The sequence below is a fragment of the Mycobacterium kiyosense genome (genome assembly GCA_021654635.1).
GTDB classification, from domain to species: domain Bacteria; phylum Actinomycetota; class Actinomycetes; order Mycobacteriales; family Mycobacteriaceae; genus Mycobacterium; species Mycobacterium kiyosense.
In genome coordinates this window covers 4,175,403-4,195,966 of record AP025179.1, presented here as the reverse complement: position 1 = coordinate 4,195,966, position 20,564 = coordinate 4,175,403, and the positions used below count along the sequence as shown (strand labels likewise).

Below are 20,564 nucleotides of genomic sequence, written 5' to 3'. Positions count from 1 at the left end.
GGAGCATCCGATGCGAGTGATCGTCGATGCCGACATGTGCGAGGCCAACGGCTTCTGTGAGTCGATCGCGGCGGACATTTTCGAGTTGGGCGACGAGGACGTGGTGCAGATCGCCGACGGCCCGGTACCGCCCGACCGGGAGATCGACGTGCGCGCCGCGGTGGATCAATGTCCCCGGGCGGCGCTGAAGATCGTCGACTGAATCGCTGGGCGCTCGCGCGCCTTGCGCCTGTTGCTTTCTCGCGGACGTCACGCTGGTGCAGCGCTCGGCGCCGAACGTCACGCCAGTGCGGCGCTCGGCGCTCGGCGCTCGGCGCCGGTCCAGGCGCCAGGCCGCCGGCCCGCCGATCCGCCCCGGCGTATCGGCCAATGATGCACTGCGCGTGGGCAAGCCGCATCGACCGCCGCTCGGCGGGTGCCAATCGACAGGAGCGGGACCGGGCGCAGGCGCACTCGTTGACGTTCAATGCTTAAAATAGTAAAAATAGACATAGTCGTCGAACCGCGGTGCAGCGTGGGCGGCAACATGCCGTATCCAAGCCGCGCAGCCCGCGTGGGAAACGGAGAACTCGTGACGGACACTTTCACCGACCTGGCGTCGGACTCGGATCCCTCGGAACGGGAGTTCGGTCCCTCGGGCATCGCGCTGTCGACCTACCGCTTCCCCACCGGCTGGTTCATCGTCTCCTTCGCCTCCGAGCTGGCCCCCGGCGAGGTCAAGCGGGTGCACTACTTCGGCGAGGAACTGGTGCTCTTCCGCACCAAGTCGGGCAAGGTGCACGTGCTCGACGCCTACTGTCAGCACCTGGGCGCCAACATGGGCGTCGGCGGCACGGTGGAGGGCGAGCACATCGTGTGCCCCTGGCACGGCTGGCAGTGGCGCGGTGACGGCACCAATGCGCTCATCCCGTACAGCAAGATCGGGTGCAAGAACAACGTCCGCATCCGCGCCTACCCCGTCACCGAGTGGTACGGATTCATCCTCGTCTGGCACGAGCGCCATGGCCGGCCACCGTACTGGCAGCCGCCGGTGCTGCCCGAACTCGAGACCGACGAGTACTACCCGTTGCACCCCCACACCCGGATGGTGAACCGGGTCAAAGTGCACGCGCAGATGATCATCGAAAACGCCGCCGACCCGTATCACGTGCAGTATGTGCACAAGGCCGCCAACCCGGCCAACACCGCCTCGTTCCAGGTATCCGGTTACCACCTGCACGCGACGGTGAACGCGCACTTCGGTGGGGGCCGGGCCAAGACCTGGTTGACGCCCAACGGACCGGTCGACGCGAAAATCATCTACGACAACTATTCGCTGGGCCTGGGCATCGTGCGATTCCCCAGCGATCTGGTGAACACCGTCCAGGTCACCGGTCAGACTCCGGTCGACGAGGACTACACCGACTACTTCTACACCCAGGCCTCCATCCGCGAGCCCGGCGACACCGGCGACGTTCCCACCGGCCGCGCCGCCAAATTCCTTGCGCTGCAACAGGAAGTCATCAAGCAAGACTTCTTCACCTGGGAGAACATGAAGTATCTGGAGAAGCCGAACCTGGCGCCGGAAGAGGCACGCGACTATGCGGCCCTGCGTCGCTGGGCGCACCGCTTCTACCCGGGCGCCGAACCGTCGCCCACCGACTTCGGCTACACCGCCGACGGTGCGCCGGACCCGGCGGCGGCGCCGGCCTGACCCGGACCGTGTCGCTGGGGCCCGCCGATTTCGGCGTCGACGAATTCACCGTTCCGGCGGTACTGGATCGTCGCGCCGAGCAGTTCCCCGACCGGGTGGTGCTGACGGTTGCCGGTGTCGACATCACCTTCGCGCAGCTGCGGCAACGGTCCCGCGCGGCGGCCCGACTATTGACTGATCTTGGTGTGCGACAAGGTGATTGCGTGGCATTGTTCAGCGCCACGTGCCCGGAATGGATCTACTTCTGGTTGGGCACGGCGCGGATCGGCGCGGTCAGCGCCGCGGTCAATGCCGCTAACAAGGGCGACTTCCTGCTGCACAACCTTGCGCTGTCGCGGGCCAAGGTCGTTTTCACCGACACCGACCGGCGCTCCCGTGTCGACGAGGTGGCCGGCCGGCTGGACTTGGTGAGCGACGTTGTGGTGCAAGGTGATTCGCTGGCGGTGGCGCTGAACGGCGGTGGCACGGTACCCGACAGTCCCGCCGCCCCGGGCGACACCGCGGCACTGTTCTTCACCTCGGGCACCACCGGGCCGTCCAAAGCCGTTGCCACGTCCTGGCAGTACCTGTTCACGGTGGCCGCCACTGCCGCCGCTGCGTGGCAGTTCGCCGCGGGGGAGGCGTTGTGGACGGCGATGCCGCTGTTTCACCTGAGCGCGGCGCCCAGTGTGCTGGCTCCGCTGCTGGTCGGCGGGAAAACGGTGCTGGCAGGCGCCTTTCATCCCGGCCAGGTGTGGGACGACGTGCGTGTGCCCAGCGCGGTAGGTTTCGTAGGCGCCGGAGCCATGGTGTCCATGCTGTACAACCTGCCTGCCGATCCGCGGGATGCGCAGCTGCCGCTGCGGTTCATCTCGGCGGCGCCGATCGATGCCGGCTGCTATCGGTCGATCGAGCAACGCTACGGCTGCCGCGTGGTCACCATGTACGGCCTGACCGAGGCGTTTCCGCTTGCGGTGAAGGGCGTTGCCGACCACGGAGTTCCGGGCACCTCGGGTCAGCCCAACCCCAACTTCGAGGTGCGTGTCGTCGATACCGAGGGCAACGAGCTGCCCGCCGGGGTGGTGGGCGAGATCGCCTGCCGGCCCCGCTTCCCGCATGTGATGAGCGAAGGCTACGTGGTCGCGGGGGAGCCCCGCCAACTGCGGGTGCAGCCGCATCCGGACTGGTTTCGCACCGGCGACCTGGGCAGGTTCGACAGCGACCGCAACCTCACCTACGTCGACCGCGCCAAGGACTCGTTGCGCCGGCGCGGCGAGAACGTCTCGTCGGTGGAAGTGGAGGCGGTGGTGCTGGGCCACCCGGCCGTCGCCGAAGCCGCCGCGGTGGCGGTCCCCAGCGACCTGGGCGAGGACGACATCCTGCTGGCGGTCGTGTTACGGCCCGGAACGGCAATCGATCACGCCGAGCTGTTGGACTTCTGCGCCGCCCGGATGCCCTACTTCTGCGTGCCGCGTTACATCGAAGAGCTTGATGAACTGCCCAAGAACGCGATCGGACGGATACGTAAAGACTTACTACGCGCTCGCGGGTTGACGGCGGGGGCGTGGGACCGTGAAAGCCACGGATACACCGTGCGCCGGTGAATGGGAGAGCGAAGGAACAGACATGCCACTGACCTACCAGGAACAGCAACTGCTGCAGGGCGCGACCGGCCGCGGAGCGATCCAGGATCTGACCGCCAGACACAACCGGGCCTACTCCGATGGCAACCGGAACGCGTGGATCGCGACGTTCCGCCATTCGGGGGCAACGTACCGTCGAGACGGCGAGTCGTTCAGCGATCTGCGCGCGGCCTTCGACGGCGGCGAGGGGCAGCGGCTGGTGACCGTCGACCATGAAATCCACGTCGACGGTGTCAACGCGACGCAGCACTGTGTGGCAATCCTGTTCGCCACCGTGCTCGGCACCACCACTTTGCGGGCCACCGGCACCTACCGCGACGAACTCATCTACGAGCGCGGCGGCTGGTATTTCACTTCCCGCGAACTCAGATGGGACGCGGTGCCGAGTCGCCAGCTCGTCATGTGATCCCGTGGACCAGAATCCCTCCGGCCGCCTGAGCTACCAAATGGTCTTCGGCACTTACGAAGACGCGTTGCAGATGGTGGGCAGCACAACCGAAGCCCGCACCGCGGCCCATCCGGTCGGCGGCGCGCGCATCCAGCTGTTCGCCGCGATGGTCCGCGACGCCAACCGCTCCTACTGGGACGACGAGTTCGCCGGCGACCAGTGGGGCGGCCTGCTGGCGCCACCCGCGTTGTTGATGGGGTGGCTGATACCGCCGCCGTGGCTGCCCGGCCAGACGTCCGGTGCGGCCCGGCCGACCGCGGCGCTTGCGCTGCGAGTTCCGCTGCCGGGCACCACGTTCATCAACGCGGCCAACGACGTCGAGTTTCTGGAACCCATCGTGGCGGGTGACCTGCTGACCGCGGTCGAACAGCTGGTGTCGGTGTCGCCGGAGAAGCGAACCCGGCTTGGCGTCGGCCATTTCGTCGAAACCCTGGAGACTTACCGCCGCCAGGACGGCACTGTCGTTGCCAGATCGCGCAATACGTTGTTCCGCTTCACCCCAGAGCCGGCGACGTGACCGATCTGGATTGGCACGACATCATCGTTCCGACGGAGCTGCCCGAGATCGTCGACGAGATCACCTACCAGCGGGTCATCGAGAACGCGGGTGCCACCTGGGATTATTTCCCGGGCCATTTCGACCCCGCTTATGCCCAAAGCCAGGGTAATCCAACGATTTTCGTGAACACCATGCACCTGGCGGGATTCGCCGACCGGGTTGCGACCGATTGGGCGGGACCACGAAGTCGGGTGGTGCGCCGCTCGATGCGGCTGGTGGGTTCGATCTATGCCGGCGACACCATGGTCGGCCGCGGCCGTGCGGTCGGCAAACGCATCGACACCACCGCCGACCCACCGCGCCACCTGGTCGACGTGGAGATCCGGGTCCTCAACCAGCACGGTGCACTGTGCTGTCCGGTGCAGATCACCCTGCAGCTACCGGATTCCGGGCCTGACGGCAGTGCATGAGGCGGCCGAATTTCATCTGGCGGTGTGCCGGCGCTTCGGCGCGGCGGTGGCCGCGGCGGCCGGCAGGTGGGAGCGGCCGTCACCGTGCGACGCCTGGACTGCCCGCGGAGTGCTTGAGCACGTGATCGGCTTCCACGACGTACTGGTGTTGCGGCCCTTATCGCGCAAACCCGACCGACCCCGCGACGATCCGCAGGCGCGTTGGTTGTTGACCTACGACGCGCTGACGCTTGCCTTTTCGAATGGCGCGGGACCCGAGCCGCCGACACTTCGGCAAGCGTTCGAGGTGATTCCCAAATTGACCCGCGACGTCCTGATCCACACCTGGGACCTCGCACGTGCGGTGGGGGCCGACGATCGGCTGGATCCCGGCTGGTGTGAGCTTAGTTACGCTCAAACAGCGGCGGATTGGCAAGATCTGAGCGCATCGGGCATGTTCGGACGCCCGGTGTGCGTGCCCGACGACGCGGATGTGCAGACGAAGCTGCTCGCACAGCTTGGCCGCGACCCGTTGTGGCGTTAGCGAGATCTCACAGCGGCGGCAGCTTTCCGTTGCAGGCCACCGACTGCAGTTCGACGTATTCGTGCAGGCCCTCGGGGCCGAACTCGCGCCCGATGCCCGAATGCTTGAAGCCGCCGAACGGGGTGCTGATGTCGAGCATGTACATGTTGATGCCGTAGGTACCGGTGCGCACCCGCCCGGCGATGTCCAGGCCGTGCGCGACGTCGGCCGTCCACACCGAGCCGGCCAGGCCGTAGTCGCTGTCGTTGGCGATCCGTACCGCGTCGTCCTCGTCGTCGTACCGGAGCACCGTCAGCACCGGGCCGAAAATCTCCTCGCGGGCGATGCGCATCTCGTTGTTGGCATCGGTGAACAGGGTGGGCCGCACGTACCAGCCGCGTGGTTCCGGGCTGTCGGCGCCGCCGAGTACCAGCCGGGCGCCTTGCTGCTGTCCGGATCGGATGAGATCTTGGACCCGCGCCTGTTGTCGTTGTGCGACAAGGGGTCCGATGTCGGTCTTCTCGTCGGCGGGGTCGCCGACGCTAAGCCCCGACATCATGTCGGCCAGCGCCTCGACGAATTCGTCGTGCCGGCGGCGGCTGACCAGAATACGGGTCTGCGCGACGCAAGCCTGACCGTTGTTCATCAGACTGGCCGACTTCAATCCCGCGACCGTCTTGACGATGTCGGCGTCGTCGAGCACGATCGCCGCCGACTTGCCACCCAGTTCCAGGCTCACCCGCTTGAGTTGTTCGCCACACAGTGCTGCGATACGACGGCCGGTGGCGCTGGATCCGGTGAAGGCGATCTTGTCCACGCCGGGGTGTCGCACCAGCGCCTCACCGAGCTGCGGTCCGCCCGGAAGCACCGACACCACGCCTTCGGGCAGGTCGAGCTGCTCGATCATCTCGGCCAACCACAAAGCGTCCAAAGGGGTTTCGGGAGCCGGCTTGACGATCACGGTGCAGCCGGCGATCAGCGCCGGAATCAGCTTGGGCATGATCAGGCACTGCGGCACGTTCCACGGCACGATCGCCCCGACCACGCCGACCGGTGCCCGGTTCAGGTGCGCCTCGCCGAGCACGCCCTGGCGGCGTTCCACCCACGGGAAGTCGCGGGCGGCGGCCAGTGTGAGGTGGATCATCGAGGCGGCCCCGGCGGCTTGGCCGAGTCGGCTGAAGCTGCGCGGGGAGCCCATCTGCGCGGTGATCAGGTCGGCCATCTCGTCGATGTGGCGCCCGTAGACGGCGGCCAGTTCGGAGACTTTGCGCATCCGCTCAGCCGGGGGGAGTCGCGGCCAGGGGCCGTCGTCGAAGGCGCGCCGGGCCGTGGACACGGCGTCATCGAGGTCGCGCTGATCGGCGGCAGGTACCTCGGCGATCGGTTCCTCGGTGTGCGGAGAGATGACGGTGAGGCGCTGCGACGTGGCCGGCTCGCACCATCGGCCGCCGATGAAAAGCCGGTCGTACGAACGGGTTGCCGTCATCGGGGCACCACCTCAGGGCGACGGTAATTTCGCTATTGATGCTAACATAGCAAAAATTCTCCCAAGGCGAGGCAGCAGTGGCGAACGACTGGCGCAGTTACCCGTTCGAATTGGTACCCGGCGACAGCCAATTGAACTTTCCCGCCGCCGAGGGCCAGCACGCCGACCAGGAGTCCGACACCTGGTTCATCGCCGGTGAACTCGACGCACCGGAGACCGGCCGGTCGTTCGCATTCCTGACCATCTTCAACCGGAACCGGCCGGGTGGATCGATCGTCGCCGACTTCTACACCATGGCACTGTTCGATCTGGATACCGGGGAATACGGCACTTACACCGACTACGACATGCCGCCGGCCAGCATGGAGCCGGGCGCCATCCCTCGATTGTCCAGTGCCGTGGGGCTATTGGACCTCGAGTACGACACCGGCGACGGCACCGCGCGATGGACCGCCCGTACCGACGCCGGCGGCAATCCGGTGCCCTACACCTATGACGTCGACTTGGTGGGTACCGACCAGCACGGGCAGCCCATGCGGTTGGAACTTGCCGTCACCCCCACCCGCGCGCCTACCGCGTTGGGCGCCTCGGCGTACAACGGCAAGATCGCCTGCTTCGGTCAGGACGACACCTACTCCTACTTCCAGACCGGGATGGTGATGACCGGCGCGCTGCGCTGGGGCGAGGCGACCGAGCGGGTCAGTGGGAGCAGCGGGCACGTCGACCGGCAATGGTTTCCCAAGTACGCGGGCGGCGGGAGCGGCGAGCCGCCGCGAACCAGGTCGCATGAGTGGCGCACCATCAACTTCGACAACGGCGTCGACATGAGCATCTGGCGGCAGTTTCTGCGCACCGAAGGTAATGCGCTGCAACCGTTTACCGGTATCACCACCAGCTACCCCGACGCCAGGCCGTCGGAGTGCGTCGAAGACTTCGACGTCACGATCAGCAGCTACGTCCGGTGGCCCGAATCGATCCGATCGCTGATCCGTCCCCCCGCCAAGGCGCGCTACCTGCCCGACCGGCATCGGATCACCTGCGCCGCACTACAATTGGACATCGTGGGGGAACCTTTGGTGGCTGCCCCGGCCCACGGTCTGCCGATCGAATACATGGAAGGGCCGTATCGCTACCGCGGAACTCTGGCCGGCCGGCCGGTGACGGCGTTTGCGTTCAACGAGCGATCACTGGCGCTCTATCGGGACTGGGAGCTGGTCCAGGTGCTGGCCACCACAGCCGCCGAAACCGCTGACGCCGAGCTACACGCCGCCGTGGACCGGCTCGCGAAACTGGTGCACGACGGCGCCGCAGACGCGGCGTTACAACTGGCCGCAGAGCTGCGCACCGATCAAACAGAGTTCCTGGCAACAATTTTGGACGACCTGATCACCGCACTGTCAGGTTAGCGCCCGCTCCCAGGCGAGGTGGCGGTGCTGCAAGCCCGGCTCGTTGCGGCCGAACAGAAGTTTCTCCCGCGCTCCGGATTCCAGGTTCGCCTGCAACCCCTGGACTAGCCGGTAGTCCTCGTCGCGCACCGTGGCGTGGGCGTATTCGAACACCGCCTGCGCGCCGGCGGCGACGGATTCATCGGACATATCCAGCGGGGTGGAGTTCTGGTGCACCGTGACCGACCGGCCCGGTCGGTCGCCCGGGTAGACACGGAACAGTTCGCCGTTGGCGATCGTCGCCGAGATCACGATGTTGGGGAACAGCGCGTAGATGACCACCAGGTTGTTCAGCGGCACCCACTGGTCCTCGGGAACGTTCTCCAGATCCAGGATCGTATTGAGCGGGAAGATCAATCGGTGGTGCGGCCCGAAGGCGTCGAAGACCGTGCAGTTGCTGCGGGCGATGGTGGCGAACGTGTTTTCGTGCACGGTGGCGAAGTGGTAGTTCTCGGCGAAGGTGTCCACCGCCAGCTTCCAGTTGATGGGCGAGTCCAGCACCTTCTCGCCCAACGGCGCCCATCGGCCGATGCCCCAGGAGTCGAGTTCTGCGGCCAGCGGCCCCAGGTGGTCCGCCACATCCAAGGTCGTCCCGCTTTTCACGGGTTGCATTGCCACCCAGAGAAATCCGGCGAATTCGGCGGCAGGGAGCTCGGTCAACCCGTCCGAGCGCGGGGTGGTGTCCGGGAAGCCCTCGCGGCCCGGCACCGCAGTCAGCCGGCCGTTGTTGTCATATGTCCAAGCGTGGTAGGGACAGGTGAACCGTTTGGCCACACCACATCCCGATGCCACCTGCGCCTGCCGGTGCAAGCAGACATTGTCAAATGCCTTGACCGAGCCGTCGGCGGTGCGTGTCAGCAAGATCGATCGGCCCATCACCGTCTTGGTGCAGTAGGACCCGGGCCGGGGCAGTTCGGAGGCGTAGCCGACCAGCTGCGGGCAGCCCAGCACCATAGCCCGGTCTCTGGCGTGCCGCTCGAGAGAGGTGTAGGCGGCCGCGTCAACCTGGTGGGTGTGTGGTGCGAGGTCAGTTGTCTTGTCGCGCGCCAGTTTCAAAGCGCGCCGCGTCAGATCGATCAGCTGGTCGTGATCCATCACAACCCCCATCGCATCGCGTGCGGTCCCCTCAGCGGCTGCTGCGGGGCTGCCGCATCCCGAGCCTAACTTTACTAACTTTATAGTGACAAGAAGAATCGACCAAAGATCGATCGGCTACGGATCTGTCGACCCGAACTGGTGTTGCGGCGAAGTGATGCAGATGTGACTGCTGTGTCTGATGATCTTCATGGGATTCCTGTCGTACCCTCTGACTCATGTCCGTTTCCCGACGTGACGTGCTGAAATTCGCCGCGGTGGCACCGGCCCTGGTGGGCCTGGGTGCCGCGACGGCTTCGCTGACTGCGCCGGCGGCGTCCGCGTCGCTCGGCACCCTGCTCGACTACGCGGCCGGCGTCATCCCGGCCAGCCAGATCAGAGCGGCCGGCGCGGTGGGGGCGATCCGGTATGTCTCGGATCGGCGGCCCGGGGGAGCGTGGATGCTCGGCAAGCCCATCCAGCTCGCCGAGGCGCAGGACCTGCACGGAAGCGGTCTGAAGATCGTCTCGTGCTATCAGTTCGGAAAAGGCAGTACCTCGGACTGGCTGGGCGGTGCCGCCGCCGGCATCCAGCACGCCAAGCGGGGAATGGAACTGCATGCCGCGGCCGGCGGCCCGGCCAGTGCTCCCATCTACGCCTCGATCGACGACGACCCCTCGCACGACCAGTACAAGAATCAAATCGTCCCGTACCTGCGGTCTTGGGAGTCGGTGGTCGGTCACCAGCGCACCGGCGTGTACGCCAACTCCAAGACCATCGACTGGGCGGTGAACGACGGTCTCGGGTCCTACTTCTGGCAGCACAATTGGGGCTCGCCGAAGGGGTATACGCACCCGGCCGCGAATCTGCATCAAGTCGAGATCGACAAGCGACAGGTGGGGGGCGTCGGGGTCGACGTCAACGAAATCCTCAAGCCGCAGTACGGGCAGTGGGCGTGACCTCGCCCGCTTTCTAAGAATCTGCGTCTCGTTCCAGCAAACACTCGTTCGCTCAGTCGCCTCCGTCGACGACATTGATGAATCGTTGCGTATGTGGCAGGCGTGACGATACGCGGCCGCGGGAGGCGAAATTTTTAACATAACGATTTGGTAACAATACTGCTTTGATCAGCGAAGTTATAGCTACTCGACCGTAACCACCTGCATGCAGGACGTTTGTCAGCGGCGCCCGCGCCCGCGGTTTCCGGCGGTGTTACCCACGACACGGTTACCGGTGCGTAGAACTCGCCAGTAACCAATCACCTCCAAGAATTCGAGGAGATCCTCATGACACTCTTATTGGGACCGCTGCAGTACAGGGCGCCGCTCGACGACGTTCCGGCTGCCCGACAAAGCACCGGTCAGACGATTATCGGCCGCGATTCGATGCGGAATCGCCCGGAGCGGCACCGGCAGGACGCCGGACCGCCCCGGGGCTGCGGGGCCGGCCGAACGAACCGAGACGCATAGATGCATAGCGACGCTTGAGGGAGATACCAAGGTGACGATCCACGAGCACGACAGGTTGTCCGCAGATCGCGACGGCAGTGGACCGCACAGCGCGCATGCACTGGTGGACCGGCTGACCGCAGGCGAGCCCTACGCGGTCGCGTTCGGGGGCCAGGGCAGCGCGTGGTTGGAGACCCTGGAAGAGCTGGTGTCCGGGGCCGGGATCGAATCCGAGCTGGCGACCCTGGTCGGCGAGGCCGATCTGCTGCTCGAGCCCGTCGCGCGGGAGCTGATCGTGGTGCGCCCGATCGGTTTCGAGCCGTTGCAGTGGGTGCGCGCGCTGGCCGCCGAGGACACCGTGCCGTCCGACAAGCACCTGACCTCGGCCGCCGTCTCACTTCCCGGTGTACTGCTGACGCAGATCGCCGCCATTCGCGCATTGGCCCGCCAGGGCATGGACCTGATCGAGACCCCGCCGGTGGCACTGGCCGGACACTCGCAGGGCCTGCTCGCGGTCGAGGCCCTCAAAGCCGGCGGATCGCGTGACGTGCAATTACTGGCGCTGGCACAGCTGATCGGCGCGGCCGGCACGCTGGTGGCGCGCCGCCGCGGCATCTCTGTGCTGGGCGACCGGCCGCCGATGGTGTCGGTCACCAACGCCGACCCGCAGCGCATCGGGCAACTGCTCGACGAGTTCGCCCAGGACGTGCGCACCGTGTTGCCGCCGGTGCTGTCCATCCGCAACGGGCGTCGCTCGGTGGTCATCACCGGCACTCCCGAGCAACTGTCCCGCTTCGAGCTGTACTGCAACCAGATCTCGGAGAAGGAAGAGGCCGAGCGCAAGAACAAGCTGCGCGGCGGCGATGTCTTCGCGCCGGTCTTCGACCCGGTGCGGGTCGAGGTCGGGTTCCATACCCCGCGGCTGTCCGACGGCGTCGACATCGTCGGTCGCTGGGCCGAGCAGGTGGGCCTGGACGTCGCGCTGGCCCGCGACCTGGCCGAGGCCATTCTGGTCCGCAAAGTCGACTGGGTCGACGAGATCACCCGGGTCAACGAGGCCGGAGCCCGGTGGATCCTCGACCTGGGTCCCGGTGACATCCTGACCCGGCTGACCGCGCCGGTCATCCGAGGTCTGGGCATCGGCATCGTGCCGGCGGCCACCCGCGGCGGCCAGCGCAACCTGTTCACCGTCGGGGCCACCCCGGAGGTGGCCCGCGCGTGGTCCAGCTACGCACCGACGGTGGTCCGCCTGCCCGACGGCAGGGTCAAGCTGTCGACCAAGTTCACCCGGCTGACCGGGCGGTCGCCGATCCTGCTCGCCGGCATGACCCCGACCACCGTCGACGCCAAGATCGTGGCGGCCGCGGCCAACGCCGGGCACTGGGCCGAGTTGGCCGGCGGCGGACAGGTCACCGAGGAGATCTTCGCGGCCCGCGTCAAGGAATTGGCCGGGCTGCTCGAGCCCGGCCGCACCTACCAGTTCAACGCGCTGTTCCTGGACCCCTACCTGTGGAAGCTGCAACTGGGCGGTAAGCGTCTGGTCCAGAAGGCCCGGCAGTCCGGCGCGGCGATCGACGGCGTGGTGGTCAGTGCCGGCATCCCGGAACTCGAAGAGGCCGTCGAGCTGATCGACGAGCTCAACGACGTCGGGATCAGCCACGTGGTGTTCAAGCCGGGCACCATCGAGCAGATCCGCTCGGTGATCCGCATCGCCACCGAGGCGCCCACCAAGCCGGTGATCATGCACATCGAAGGCGGCCGCGCCGGCGGTCACCACTCCTGGGAAGACCTCGACGACCTGCTCCTGGCCACCTACTCCGAGCTGCGCTCTCGACCCAACATCACGGTCTGCGTCGGTGGCGGGATCGGCACCCCCGAGCGTGCCGCGGAGTACCTGTCCGGTCGCTGGGCACAGGCCTACGGCTTCCCGTTGATGCCGATCGACGGCATCCTGGTCGGCACCGCCGCGATGGCGACGCTGGAAGCCACCACGTCGCCGTCGGTCAAGCAGCTGCTGGTCGACACCCAGGGCACCGATGGCTGGATCGGCGCCGGAAAAGCCCAGGGCGGCATGGCTTCCAGCCGTAGCCAGCTGGGCGCCGACATCCACGAGATCGACAACAGCGCCTCCCGGTGCGGGCAGCTGCTCGACGAGGTGGCCGGTGACGCCGACGCCGTGGCGGAGCGTCGCGACGAGATCATCGCCGCGATGGCCAGGACCGCCAAGCCCTACTTCGGCGACGTCGCGGAGATGACCTACCTGCAGTGGCTGCGCCGCTACGTGGAATTGGCCATCGGAGATGGCGACTCGACCGCAGACACCGCCGCGCCGGGTAGCCCGTGGCTGGCCGACACCTGGCGGGAACGGTTCGAGCAGATGCTCAAGCGCACCGAAGCCCGTTTGCATGCAAAGGATTTCGGGCCGATCGACACCCTGTTCAACGACGCGGCACTGCTGGAGGATCCGGCCGCTGCGATCGAGTTGCTGCTGGGTGGCTACCCGGATGCCGAGACGGTGCAGCTGCATCCCGCCGACGTGCCGTTCTTCGTGAGCCTGTGCAAGACGCCGGGCAAGCCGGTGAACTTCGTGCCGGTGATCGACAAGGACGTGCGGCGCTGGTGGCGCAGCGACTCCCTGTGGCAGGCGCACGACGCCCGCTACGACGCCGACCAGGTGTGCATCATCCCCGGCCCCGCCGCGGTGGCCGGCATCACCCGACTGGACGAACCGGTCGGGGAACTGCTGGACCGGTTCGAGCAGGCCGCCATCGACGAGGTGATCGGCGCCGGCGCCGAGCCCGCCGACGTTACGTGCCGCCGGTTGGGCCGCGCCGACGTGCGCGGGCCGCTCGCCGTGGTGCTGGATGCGCCCGACGTGGTGTGGGCGGGCCGGACCACCACCAACCCGGTGCACCGGATCGCCGAGCCCGCCGACTGGCAGGTACACGAAAACCGCACCGCCACGCACACCTCCACCGGGGCGCGGCTGCAGGTCACCCCGCAGGGCGAGGTGGTGCTCAGCGTGCCGGTGTCGGGAACCTGGATCGACATACCGTTCAGCCTGCCCGCCAACACCGCCGACGGCGGCGTCCCGGTGGTCACCACTGAAAACGCCACCACGGCAATGCGTTCCGTGCTGGCCATCGCCGCCGGTGTGGACGGGCCGGAGTCGCTGCCGACGGTCACGGACGGCTCCGCCAGGGTGACGGTGGCATGGGATCCCGAGCGGGTTGCCGACCACACCGGGGTCACGGCGACTTTCGGTGAGTCGCTGGCACCGAGCCTGACCACGGTGCCCGACGCGCTCGTCGGGCATTGCTGGCCCGCGGTTTTCGCCGCGATCGGTGCAGCGGTCACCGACACCGGGGTGCCGGTGGTGGAGGGCCTGCTCAGCCTGGTGCACTTAGACCACGCCGTCCGGCTAGCCGAGCAGCTGCCCACGGTGCCGACCGAATTGACCGTCGTCGCAACGGCTACCGGGGCAACCGATACCGACATGGGCCGCGTCGTTCCCGTCACGGTCACGGTGACCTCGCAGACCGGGTCCCTCGTCGCGACCCTGGAAGAGCGGTTCGCGATCCTGGGCCGCACCGGTACGGCCGAACTTGCCGACCCGGTCCGGGCCGGCGGTGCGGTCTCCGAGAACGCCACCGACACCCCGCGGCGGCGCCGCCGCGACGTCAAAATCGCTGCGCCGGTGGACATGCGACCGTTCGCCGTGGTGTCCGGCGACCACAACCCCATCCACACCGACAAGGCCGCGGCCCTGCTGGCCGGGCTGGGATCGCCGATCGTGCACGGCATGTGGCTGTCGGCGGCCGCCCAGCACGCGGTTACCGCCACCGACGGCCAAGCCCGCCCACCGGCGCGACTGGTCGGCTGGACCGCACGATTCCTCGGCATGGTGCTGCCCGGCGACGAGGTCGACTTCCGGGTCGAACGGGTCGGAATAGACCAGGGCGCAGAGGTTTTGGAGGTGACCGCCAAGATCGGCACCGACCTGGTCATGTCGGCGACCGCTCGGTTGGCCTCGCCCAAGACGGTCTACGCCTTCCCCGGTCAGGGCATCCAGCACAAGGGTATGGGCATGGATGTGCGGGCCCGCTCGAAGGCGGCCCGCAAGGTGTGGGACGAGGCGGACAGGTTCACCAGGGACACCCTGGGCTTCTCGGTGCTGCACGTGGTCCGCGACAACCCGACCAGCATCATCGCCAGCGGAGTGCACTACCACCACCCCGACGGTGTGCTGTTCCTCACCCAGTTCACCCAGGTCGCGATGGCCACGGTGGCGGCCGCGCAGGTCGCCGAGATGCGCGAGCAGGGCGCCTTCGTCGAAAATGCCATCACCTGCGGCCACTCGGTGGGTGAATACACCGCATTGGCTTGTGTGAGTGGGGTTTTCGAGCTCGACGCACTGCTCGAAGCCGTGTTCCACCGTGGCTCCAACATGCACGACATCGTGCCGCGCGACGAGCTGGGCCGCTCCAACTACCGGCTGGCCGCCATCCGACCCTCCCAAATCGACTTGCCCGACGAGGAAGTCACCGACTTCGTGGCCGGCATCGCCGAGCGCACCGGTGAATTCCTGGAGATCGTGAACTTCAACCTGCGTGGGTCGCAGTACGCGATCGCCGGCACGGTGCGCGGTCTGGAGGCTTTGGAGGAAGAAGTCGAGCGGCGTCGCGAGATCACCGGCGGCAAGCGCTCTTTCATCCTGGTGCCGGGCATCGACGTGCCGTTCCACTCCCGGGTGCTGCGGGTCGGCGTCGCCGAGTTCCGTCGCTCGCTGGAACGACTGATGCCGCGCGACAAGGACCCCGAACTGATCCTGGGGCGCTACATCCCGAACCTGGTGCCGCGGCCTTTCACGCTGGACCGTGACTTCATCCAGGAGATCCGGGACCTGGTGCCCGCCGAACCGCTCGACGAGGTGCTGGCCGACTACGACACCTGGCTCAACGAACGGCCACGCGACCTGGCACGCAAGATCCTGATCGAGCTGTTGGCCTGGCAGTTCGCCAGCCCGGTGCGCTGGATCGAGACGCAGGACCTGCTGTTCATCGAGGAGGCCGCCGGCGGCCTGGGGGTGGAGCGGTTCGTCGAGATCGGCGTGAAGACGGCACCGACGGTCGCGGGCCTGGCCACCAACACTCTCAAACTGCCCGAATACGCGCACAGCACGGTGGAGGTGCTCAACGCCGAGCGCGATGCCGCGGTGTTGTTCGCCACCGACACCGATCCCGAGCCGGAACCGGAAGTCGAAGAGCCGGTTGCTGATTCCGCCGCTGAACCGCAAGCCGCCGCCGCTCCCGCGCCGGTTCCCGCGGCCGCGCCCTCAGGTGGTCCGCGTCCCGACGACATCCCGTTCGACGCCGCCGATGCCACGCTGGCCCTGATCGCGATCTCGGCGAAGATGCGCCTGGACCAGATCGAGCCGTTGGACTCCATCGAGTCGATCACCGACGGCGCCTCCTCGCGGCGCAACCAGTTGTTGGTCGACCTGGGCTCGGAGCTGAACCTGGGTGCCATCGACGGCGCCGCCGAGGCCGACCTGGCCGGGCTGCGCGCGCAGGTGACCAAACTGGCCCGCACCTACAAGCCTTACGGTCCGGTGCTTTCCGATGCGATCAACGACCAGTTGCGTACGGTGTTCGGCCCGTCCGGCAAGCGGCCCGCTGCCATCGCCGAGCGGGTGACGAAGACCTGGGAACTCGGCGAGGGTTGGGTCAAGCACGTCACCGTCGAGGTGGCGCTGGGCACCCGGGAGGGCACCAGCGTCCGTGGTGGCGCAATGGGTCATCTGCACGAGGGCGCCCTGGCCGACGCCGCGTCGGTCGACAAGGTGATCGATGGCGCTGTCGCCGCGGTGGCTGCGCGCCATGGGGTTTCGGTGTCGCTGCCCTCGGCCGGTGGCGGTGGCGGCGCGACCGTCGACGCGGCCGCGCTCAGTGAATTCACCGACCAGATCACCGGCCGCGACGGCGTGTTGGCCTCGGCCGCCCGCCTGGTGCTGGGTCAGCTGGGCCTCGACGAACCCGCGAGCGTGCCGCCGGCGGCCACCGACGCAGAGCTCATCGACCTGGTGACTGCCGAATTGGGCTCGGACTGGCCGCGTTTGGTGGCGCCGGTGTTCGACGGCAAGAAGGCTGTCGTCTTCGACGACCGCTGGGCCAGCGCCCGCGAGGACCTGGTCAAGCTGTGGCTGGCCGACGAAGGTGACATCGACGCCGACTGGCTGCGGGTCTCGGAGCGGTTCGAGGGGGCCGGCCACGTCGTCGCCACGCAGGCCACCTGGTGGCAGGGCAAGTCGCTGGCCGCGGGCCGGCAGATCCACGCCGCCCTGTACGGCCGGATCGCCGCCGGCGCCGAGAACCCCGACCCCGGCCCCTACAGCGCCGAAATCGCGGTCGTGACAGGTGCTTCCAAGGGCTCCATTGCCGCATCGGTGGTCGCGCGCCTGCTCGACGGCGGCGCCACCGTCGTCGCCACCACCTCCAAGCTCAATGACGAGCGACTGGCGTTCTACCGCGAGCTCTACCGCGATCACGCCCGCTTCGGTGCGGCGTTGTGGGTGGTGCCGGCCAACATGGCGTCCTACTCCGACATCGACGCCCTGGTCGACTGGGTCGGTTCCGAGCAGAGCGAGAGCCTTGGGCCGCAATCGATTCACATCAAGGACGCGCAGACCCCAACGCTGTTGTTCCCGTTCGCCGCACCGCGGGTGGTCGGCGACATGTCCGAAGTCGGGGCGCGCGCCGAGATGGAGATGAAGGTACTGCTGTGGGCCGCGCAACGGCTGATCAGCGGGCTGTCGAAGATCGGCGCTGAGCGCGACATCGCCTCACGGCTGCACGTGGTGCTGCCCCGCTCGCCCAACCGCGGCATGTTCGGCGGTGACGGCGCCTAACGGGAGGCGAAGTCGGCGCTGGACGCGGTGGTCAGTCGTTGGCACGCCGAATCCTCGTGGGCGGAACGAGTCAGCTTGGCGCACGCGCTGATCGGCTGGACCCGCGGGACGGGGCTGATGGGTCACAACGACGCCATCGTCACCGCCGTCGAGGAAGCCGGTGTCAGGACCTACTCGACCGACGAGATGGCGGCGATGCTGCTGGGCCTGTGCGACGTGGAATCCAAAGTGGCCGCGTCGAGTTCGCCGATCAAGGCCGACTTCACCGGTGGATTGGCCGACGTCGAACTGGACATGGCCGAGCTGGCCGCCAAGGCCCGCGCGGAGATGACGTCCGAGGCGGCGGACGAGGATGACACTCCGGCCGAAGGCACCATCGCGGCGTTGCCGTCGCCGCCCCGCGGCTACACGCCCGCGCCGCCGCCGGAATGGGACGACCTGGATGTCGACCCGGCCGACCTGGTGGTGATCGTCGGCGGTGCCGAAATCGGGCCGTACGGCTCGTCACGTACCCGCTTCGAGATGGAGGTCGAGAACGAACTGTCGGCCGCCGGCGTGCTCGAGCTGGCTTGGACCACCGGGCTGGTCCGCTGGGAGGACGACCCCCAACCGGGTTGGTATGACACGCAATCCGGTGATCTGGTGGACGAATCCGAGCTCGTCGAGCGTTACCACGACGCGGTCGTCCAGCGCTGTGGGATTCGGGAGTTCGTCGACGACGGTGCGATCGACCCCGACCACGCGTCGCCGTTGTTGGTGTCGGTCTTCCTGGACAAGGACTTCACCTTCGTGGTGTCCTCCGAGGCCGAGGCGCGGTCGTTCGCCGAGTTCGATCCCGAGCACACGGTCATCCGGCCGGCGCCCGACTCGGGTGACTGGCAGGTCACCCGCAGAGCCGGTACCGAGGTCCGGGTGCCTCGTAAGACCAAGCTGTCCCGGGTAGTCGGGGCGCAGATCCCGACCGGATTCGACCCGACGGTGTGGGGCATCAGCCCGGATATGGCCAACTCGATCGACCGCGTGGCGCTGTGGAACATCGTCACCACCGTCGACGCGTTCCTGTCCGCCGGGTTCTCGCCGGCCGAGGTGATGCGTTACGTGCACCCGAGCCTGGTGGCCAGCACGCAGGGCACCGGGATGGGCGGCATGACCTCGATGCAGACCATGTACCACGGCAACCTGCTCGGCCGTAACAAGCCGAACGACATCTTGCAGGAAGTTCTGCCGAATGTCGTTGCCGCGCACGTGATTCAGTCCTACGTGGGCAGCTACGGCTCGATGATCCACCCGGTCGCCGCGTGCGCGACGGCGGCGGTCTCGGTCGAGGAGGGCGTCGACAAGATCCGGCTGGGCAAAGCGGAGCTGGTAGTGGCCGGTGGTCTGGACGACCTCACGCTGGAGGCCATCATCGGCTTCGGTGACATGGCCGCCACCGCGGACACCTCGATGATGCGCGGTCGGGGCATCGACGACGCGAAGTTCTCGCGGCCCAACGACCGGCGCCGGCTGGGCTTCGTCGAGGCCCAGGGCGGCGGCACCATCCTGCTGGCCCGCGGCGACCTGGCCCTGCGGATGGGGTTGCCGGTGCTGGCGGTGGTCGCCTACGCGCAGTCCTTCGGTGACGGGGTGCACACCTCGATCCCGGCCCCCGGGCTGGGCGCGTTGGGTGCGGGCCGCGGGGGTAAGGACTCTGCGCTGGCGCGCGCGCTGGCCAAGCTGGGCGTCACCGCCGACGACATCGCGGTGATCTCCAAGCACGACACGTCGACGCTGGCCAACGATCCCAACGAGACCGAACTGCACGAGCGGCTCGCCGACTCGCTGGGTCGCTCCGAGGGCGCCCCGCTGTTCGTGGTGTCGCAGAAGAGCCTGACCGGTCACGCCAAGGGTGGTGCGGCGGTGTTCCAGATGATGGGTCTGTGCCAGATACTCCGCGACGGGGTCATTCCGCCCAACCGCAGCCTGGATTGTGTCGACGACGAGCTGGCCAATTCCTCGCACTTCGTCTGGCTGCGCGACACGCTGCGCTTGAGCGGCAGGTTCCCGCTGAAGGCCGGCATGTTGACCAGTCTCGGGTTCGGTCACGTGTCGGGTCTGGTAGCGCTGGTGCATCCCCAAGCGTTCATCGCTGCGCTGGACCCCGCGCAGCGCGCGGACTACCAGCGCCGCGCGGACGCTCGCCTGCTGGCCGGTCAGCGCCGGTTGATGTCGGCGATCGCCGGCGGCGAGCCGATGTACCAGCGGCCGCCGGATCGTCGCTTCGACCACGACGGGCCGGAGAAGCCGCAGGAGGCGAGGATGCTGCTGAACCCCGACTCCCGGCTGGGCGACGGCGACACCTACCGGGCCGACCAGGTGTCTGCGGGCTGATCCGGACGATCGGTTAACCTGGCCACCCATGGGCATCGTCGGAATCGGGATCGACCTTGTCTCCATCCCGGATTTCGCCGAGCAGGTCGATCAACCGGGCACGGTGTTCGCCGAAACTTTCACCCCCGGCGAGCGCCGCGACGCCTCCGACAAGAGTTCCTCGGCGGCACGGCACCTGGCTGCCCGATGGGCGGCCAAGGAGGCGGTAATCAAGGCCTGGTCGGGATCACGCTTCGCACAGCGCCCGGTGTTGCCGGAGGACATTCACCGCGACATCGAGGTGGTCACCGACATGTGGGGTCGCCCGAGGGTCCGGCTCAGTGGCGAGATCGCCAAGCATCTGGCCGACGTGACGATTCACGTCTCGCTCACTCATGAGGCGGACACCGCCGCAGCCGTGGCGATCCTGGAGACGTCCTAGCCCACTCTGATATCCGTATCACGCTGGCGCGGAACACCTTTCGAGCGGTGCGCGCTGTGGTTAGCGCTGCGCGTCAAAAGATTCGTTTACATCGGCACGGATAAGTACTACATTCGGTGGTACTACGTCGCGTAGTAATACGTGGCGAACTACCGACTCGCAACGGCGCGGGCCGGGCG

The 20,564-nt window shown here is 67.5% G+C and carries 12 protein-coding genes and 1 pseudogene; 11 read left to right on the top strand and 2 right to left on the bottom strand.

Annotation, left to right across the window (positions count from 1 at the left end; all coding sequences use genetic code 11):
- Nucleotides 1–10: 10 nt before the first annotated feature.
- The 7 genes from L6444_RS19715 to L6444_RS19685 all read left to right on the top strand — a co-directional run bounded on the left by L6444_RS19715 (nt 11) and on the right by L6444_RS19685 (nt 5,255).
- On the top strand, nt 11–202 hold the full coding sequence (locus tag L6444_RS19715) for a ferredoxin (RefSeq protein ID WP_236976700.1): 192 nt from the start codon (nt 11–13) through the stop codon (nt 200–202).
- Nucleotides 203–526: 324 nt separating this feature from the next.
- Nucleotides 527–1,693 (top strand): aromatic ring-hydroxylating oxygenase subunit alpha, encoded by a 1,167-nt coding sequence (locus L6444_RS19710; protein WP_370652916.1) that lies wholly within the window; start codon nt 527–529, stop codon nt 1,691–1,693.
- Between the two features lie 8 nt (nt 1,694–1,701).
- On the top strand, nt 1,702–3,276 hold the full coding sequence (locus L6444_RS19705) for an AMP-binding protein (protein ID WP_236976698.1): 1,575 nt from the start codon (nt 1,702–1,704) through the stop codon (nt 3,274–3,276).
- A gap of 22 nt (nt 3,277–3,298) precedes the next feature.
- Nucleotides 3,299–3,721 (top strand): nuclear transport factor 2 family protein, encoded by a 423-nt coding sequence (locus L6444_RS19700; protein WP_236976697.1) that lies wholly within the window; start codon nt 3,299–3,301, stop codon nt 3,719–3,721.
- A 4-nt stretch (nt 3,722–3,725) separates the two neighbouring features.
- Nucleotides 3,726–4,280, top strand: a complete 555-nt coding sequence (locus L6444_RS19695; protein WP_236976696.1) for a MaoC family dehydratase — start codon at nt 3,726–3,728, stop codon at nt 4,278–4,280.
- Nucleotides 4,277–4,732, top strand: a complete 456-nt coding sequence (locus L6444_RS19690; RefSeq protein ID WP_236976695.1) for a MaoC/PaaZ C-terminal domain-containing protein — start codon at nt 4,277–4,279, stop codon at nt 4,730–4,732. Before L6444_RS19695 ends, L6444_RS19690 begins: the two co-directional genes overlap by 4 nt.
- Nucleotides 4,725–5,255, top strand: a complete 531-nt coding sequence (locus tag L6444_RS19685; RefSeq protein WP_236976694.1) for a maleylpyruvate isomerase family mycothiol-dependent enzyme — start codon at nt 4,725–4,727, stop codon at nt 5,253–5,255. The genes L6444_RS19690 and L6444_RS19685 overlap by 8 nt, the downstream gene beginning before the upstream one ends.
- Nucleotides 5,256–5,262: 7 nt before the next feature.
- On the opposite strand, the gene L6444_RS19680 is transcribed toward L6444_RS19685, so the two are convergent.
- A complete protein-coding gene (locus L6444_RS19680) occupies nt 5,263–6,720 on the bottom strand; it encodes an aldehyde dehydrogenase (protein ID WP_236976693.1) in 1,458 nt (485 codons plus the stop codon).
- Between the two features lie 77 nt (nt 6,721–6,797).
- Here L6444_RS19680 and L6444_RS19675 point away from each other — a divergent pair, with 77 nt between their 5' ends.
- Nucleotides 6,798–8,126, top strand: coding sequence for a lipocalin-like domain-containing protein (locus tag L6444_RS19675; RefSeq protein ID WP_236976692.1), 1,329 nt, complete (start codon nt 6,798–6,800; stop codon nt 8,124–8,126).
- On the opposite strand, the gene L6444_RS19670 is transcribed toward L6444_RS19675, so the two are convergent.
- Nucleotides 8,118–9,260: an aromatic ring-hydroxylating oxygenase subunit alpha gene (locus L6444_RS19670; RefSeq protein WP_236976691.1), complete on the bottom strand. Its 1,143-nt coding sequence runs from the start codon at nt 9,258–9,260 to the stop codon at nt 8,118–8,120. The genes L6444_RS19675 and L6444_RS19670 overlap by 9 nt on opposite strands.
- 218 nt (nt 9,261–9,478) lie before the next feature.
- Here L6444_RS19670 and L6444_RS19665 point away from each other — a divergent pair, with 218 nt between their 5' ends.
- From L6444_RS19665 to acpS, 3 genes and pseudogenes are all read left to right on the top strand, one after another.
- Nucleotides 9,479–10,198, top strand: a complete 720-nt coding sequence (locus L6444_RS19665) for a glycoside hydrolase domain-containing protein (RefSeq protein WP_236976690.1) — start codon at nt 9,479–9,481, stop codon at nt 10,196–10,198.
- 541 nt (nt 10,199–10,739) lie between these two features.
- A pseudogene (locus tag L6444_RS19660) lies at nt 10,740–19,964 on the top strand (fatty acid synthase subunit beta domain-containing protein).
- 28 nt (nt 19,965–19,992) lie between these two features.
- A complete protein-coding gene (gene acpS, locus L6444_RS19655) occupies nt 19,993–20,385 on the top strand; it encodes a holo-ACP synthase AcpS (protein WP_055577800.1) in 393 nt (130 codons plus the stop codon).
- The last annotated feature ends 179 nt before the right edge of the window (nt 20,386–20,564 follow it).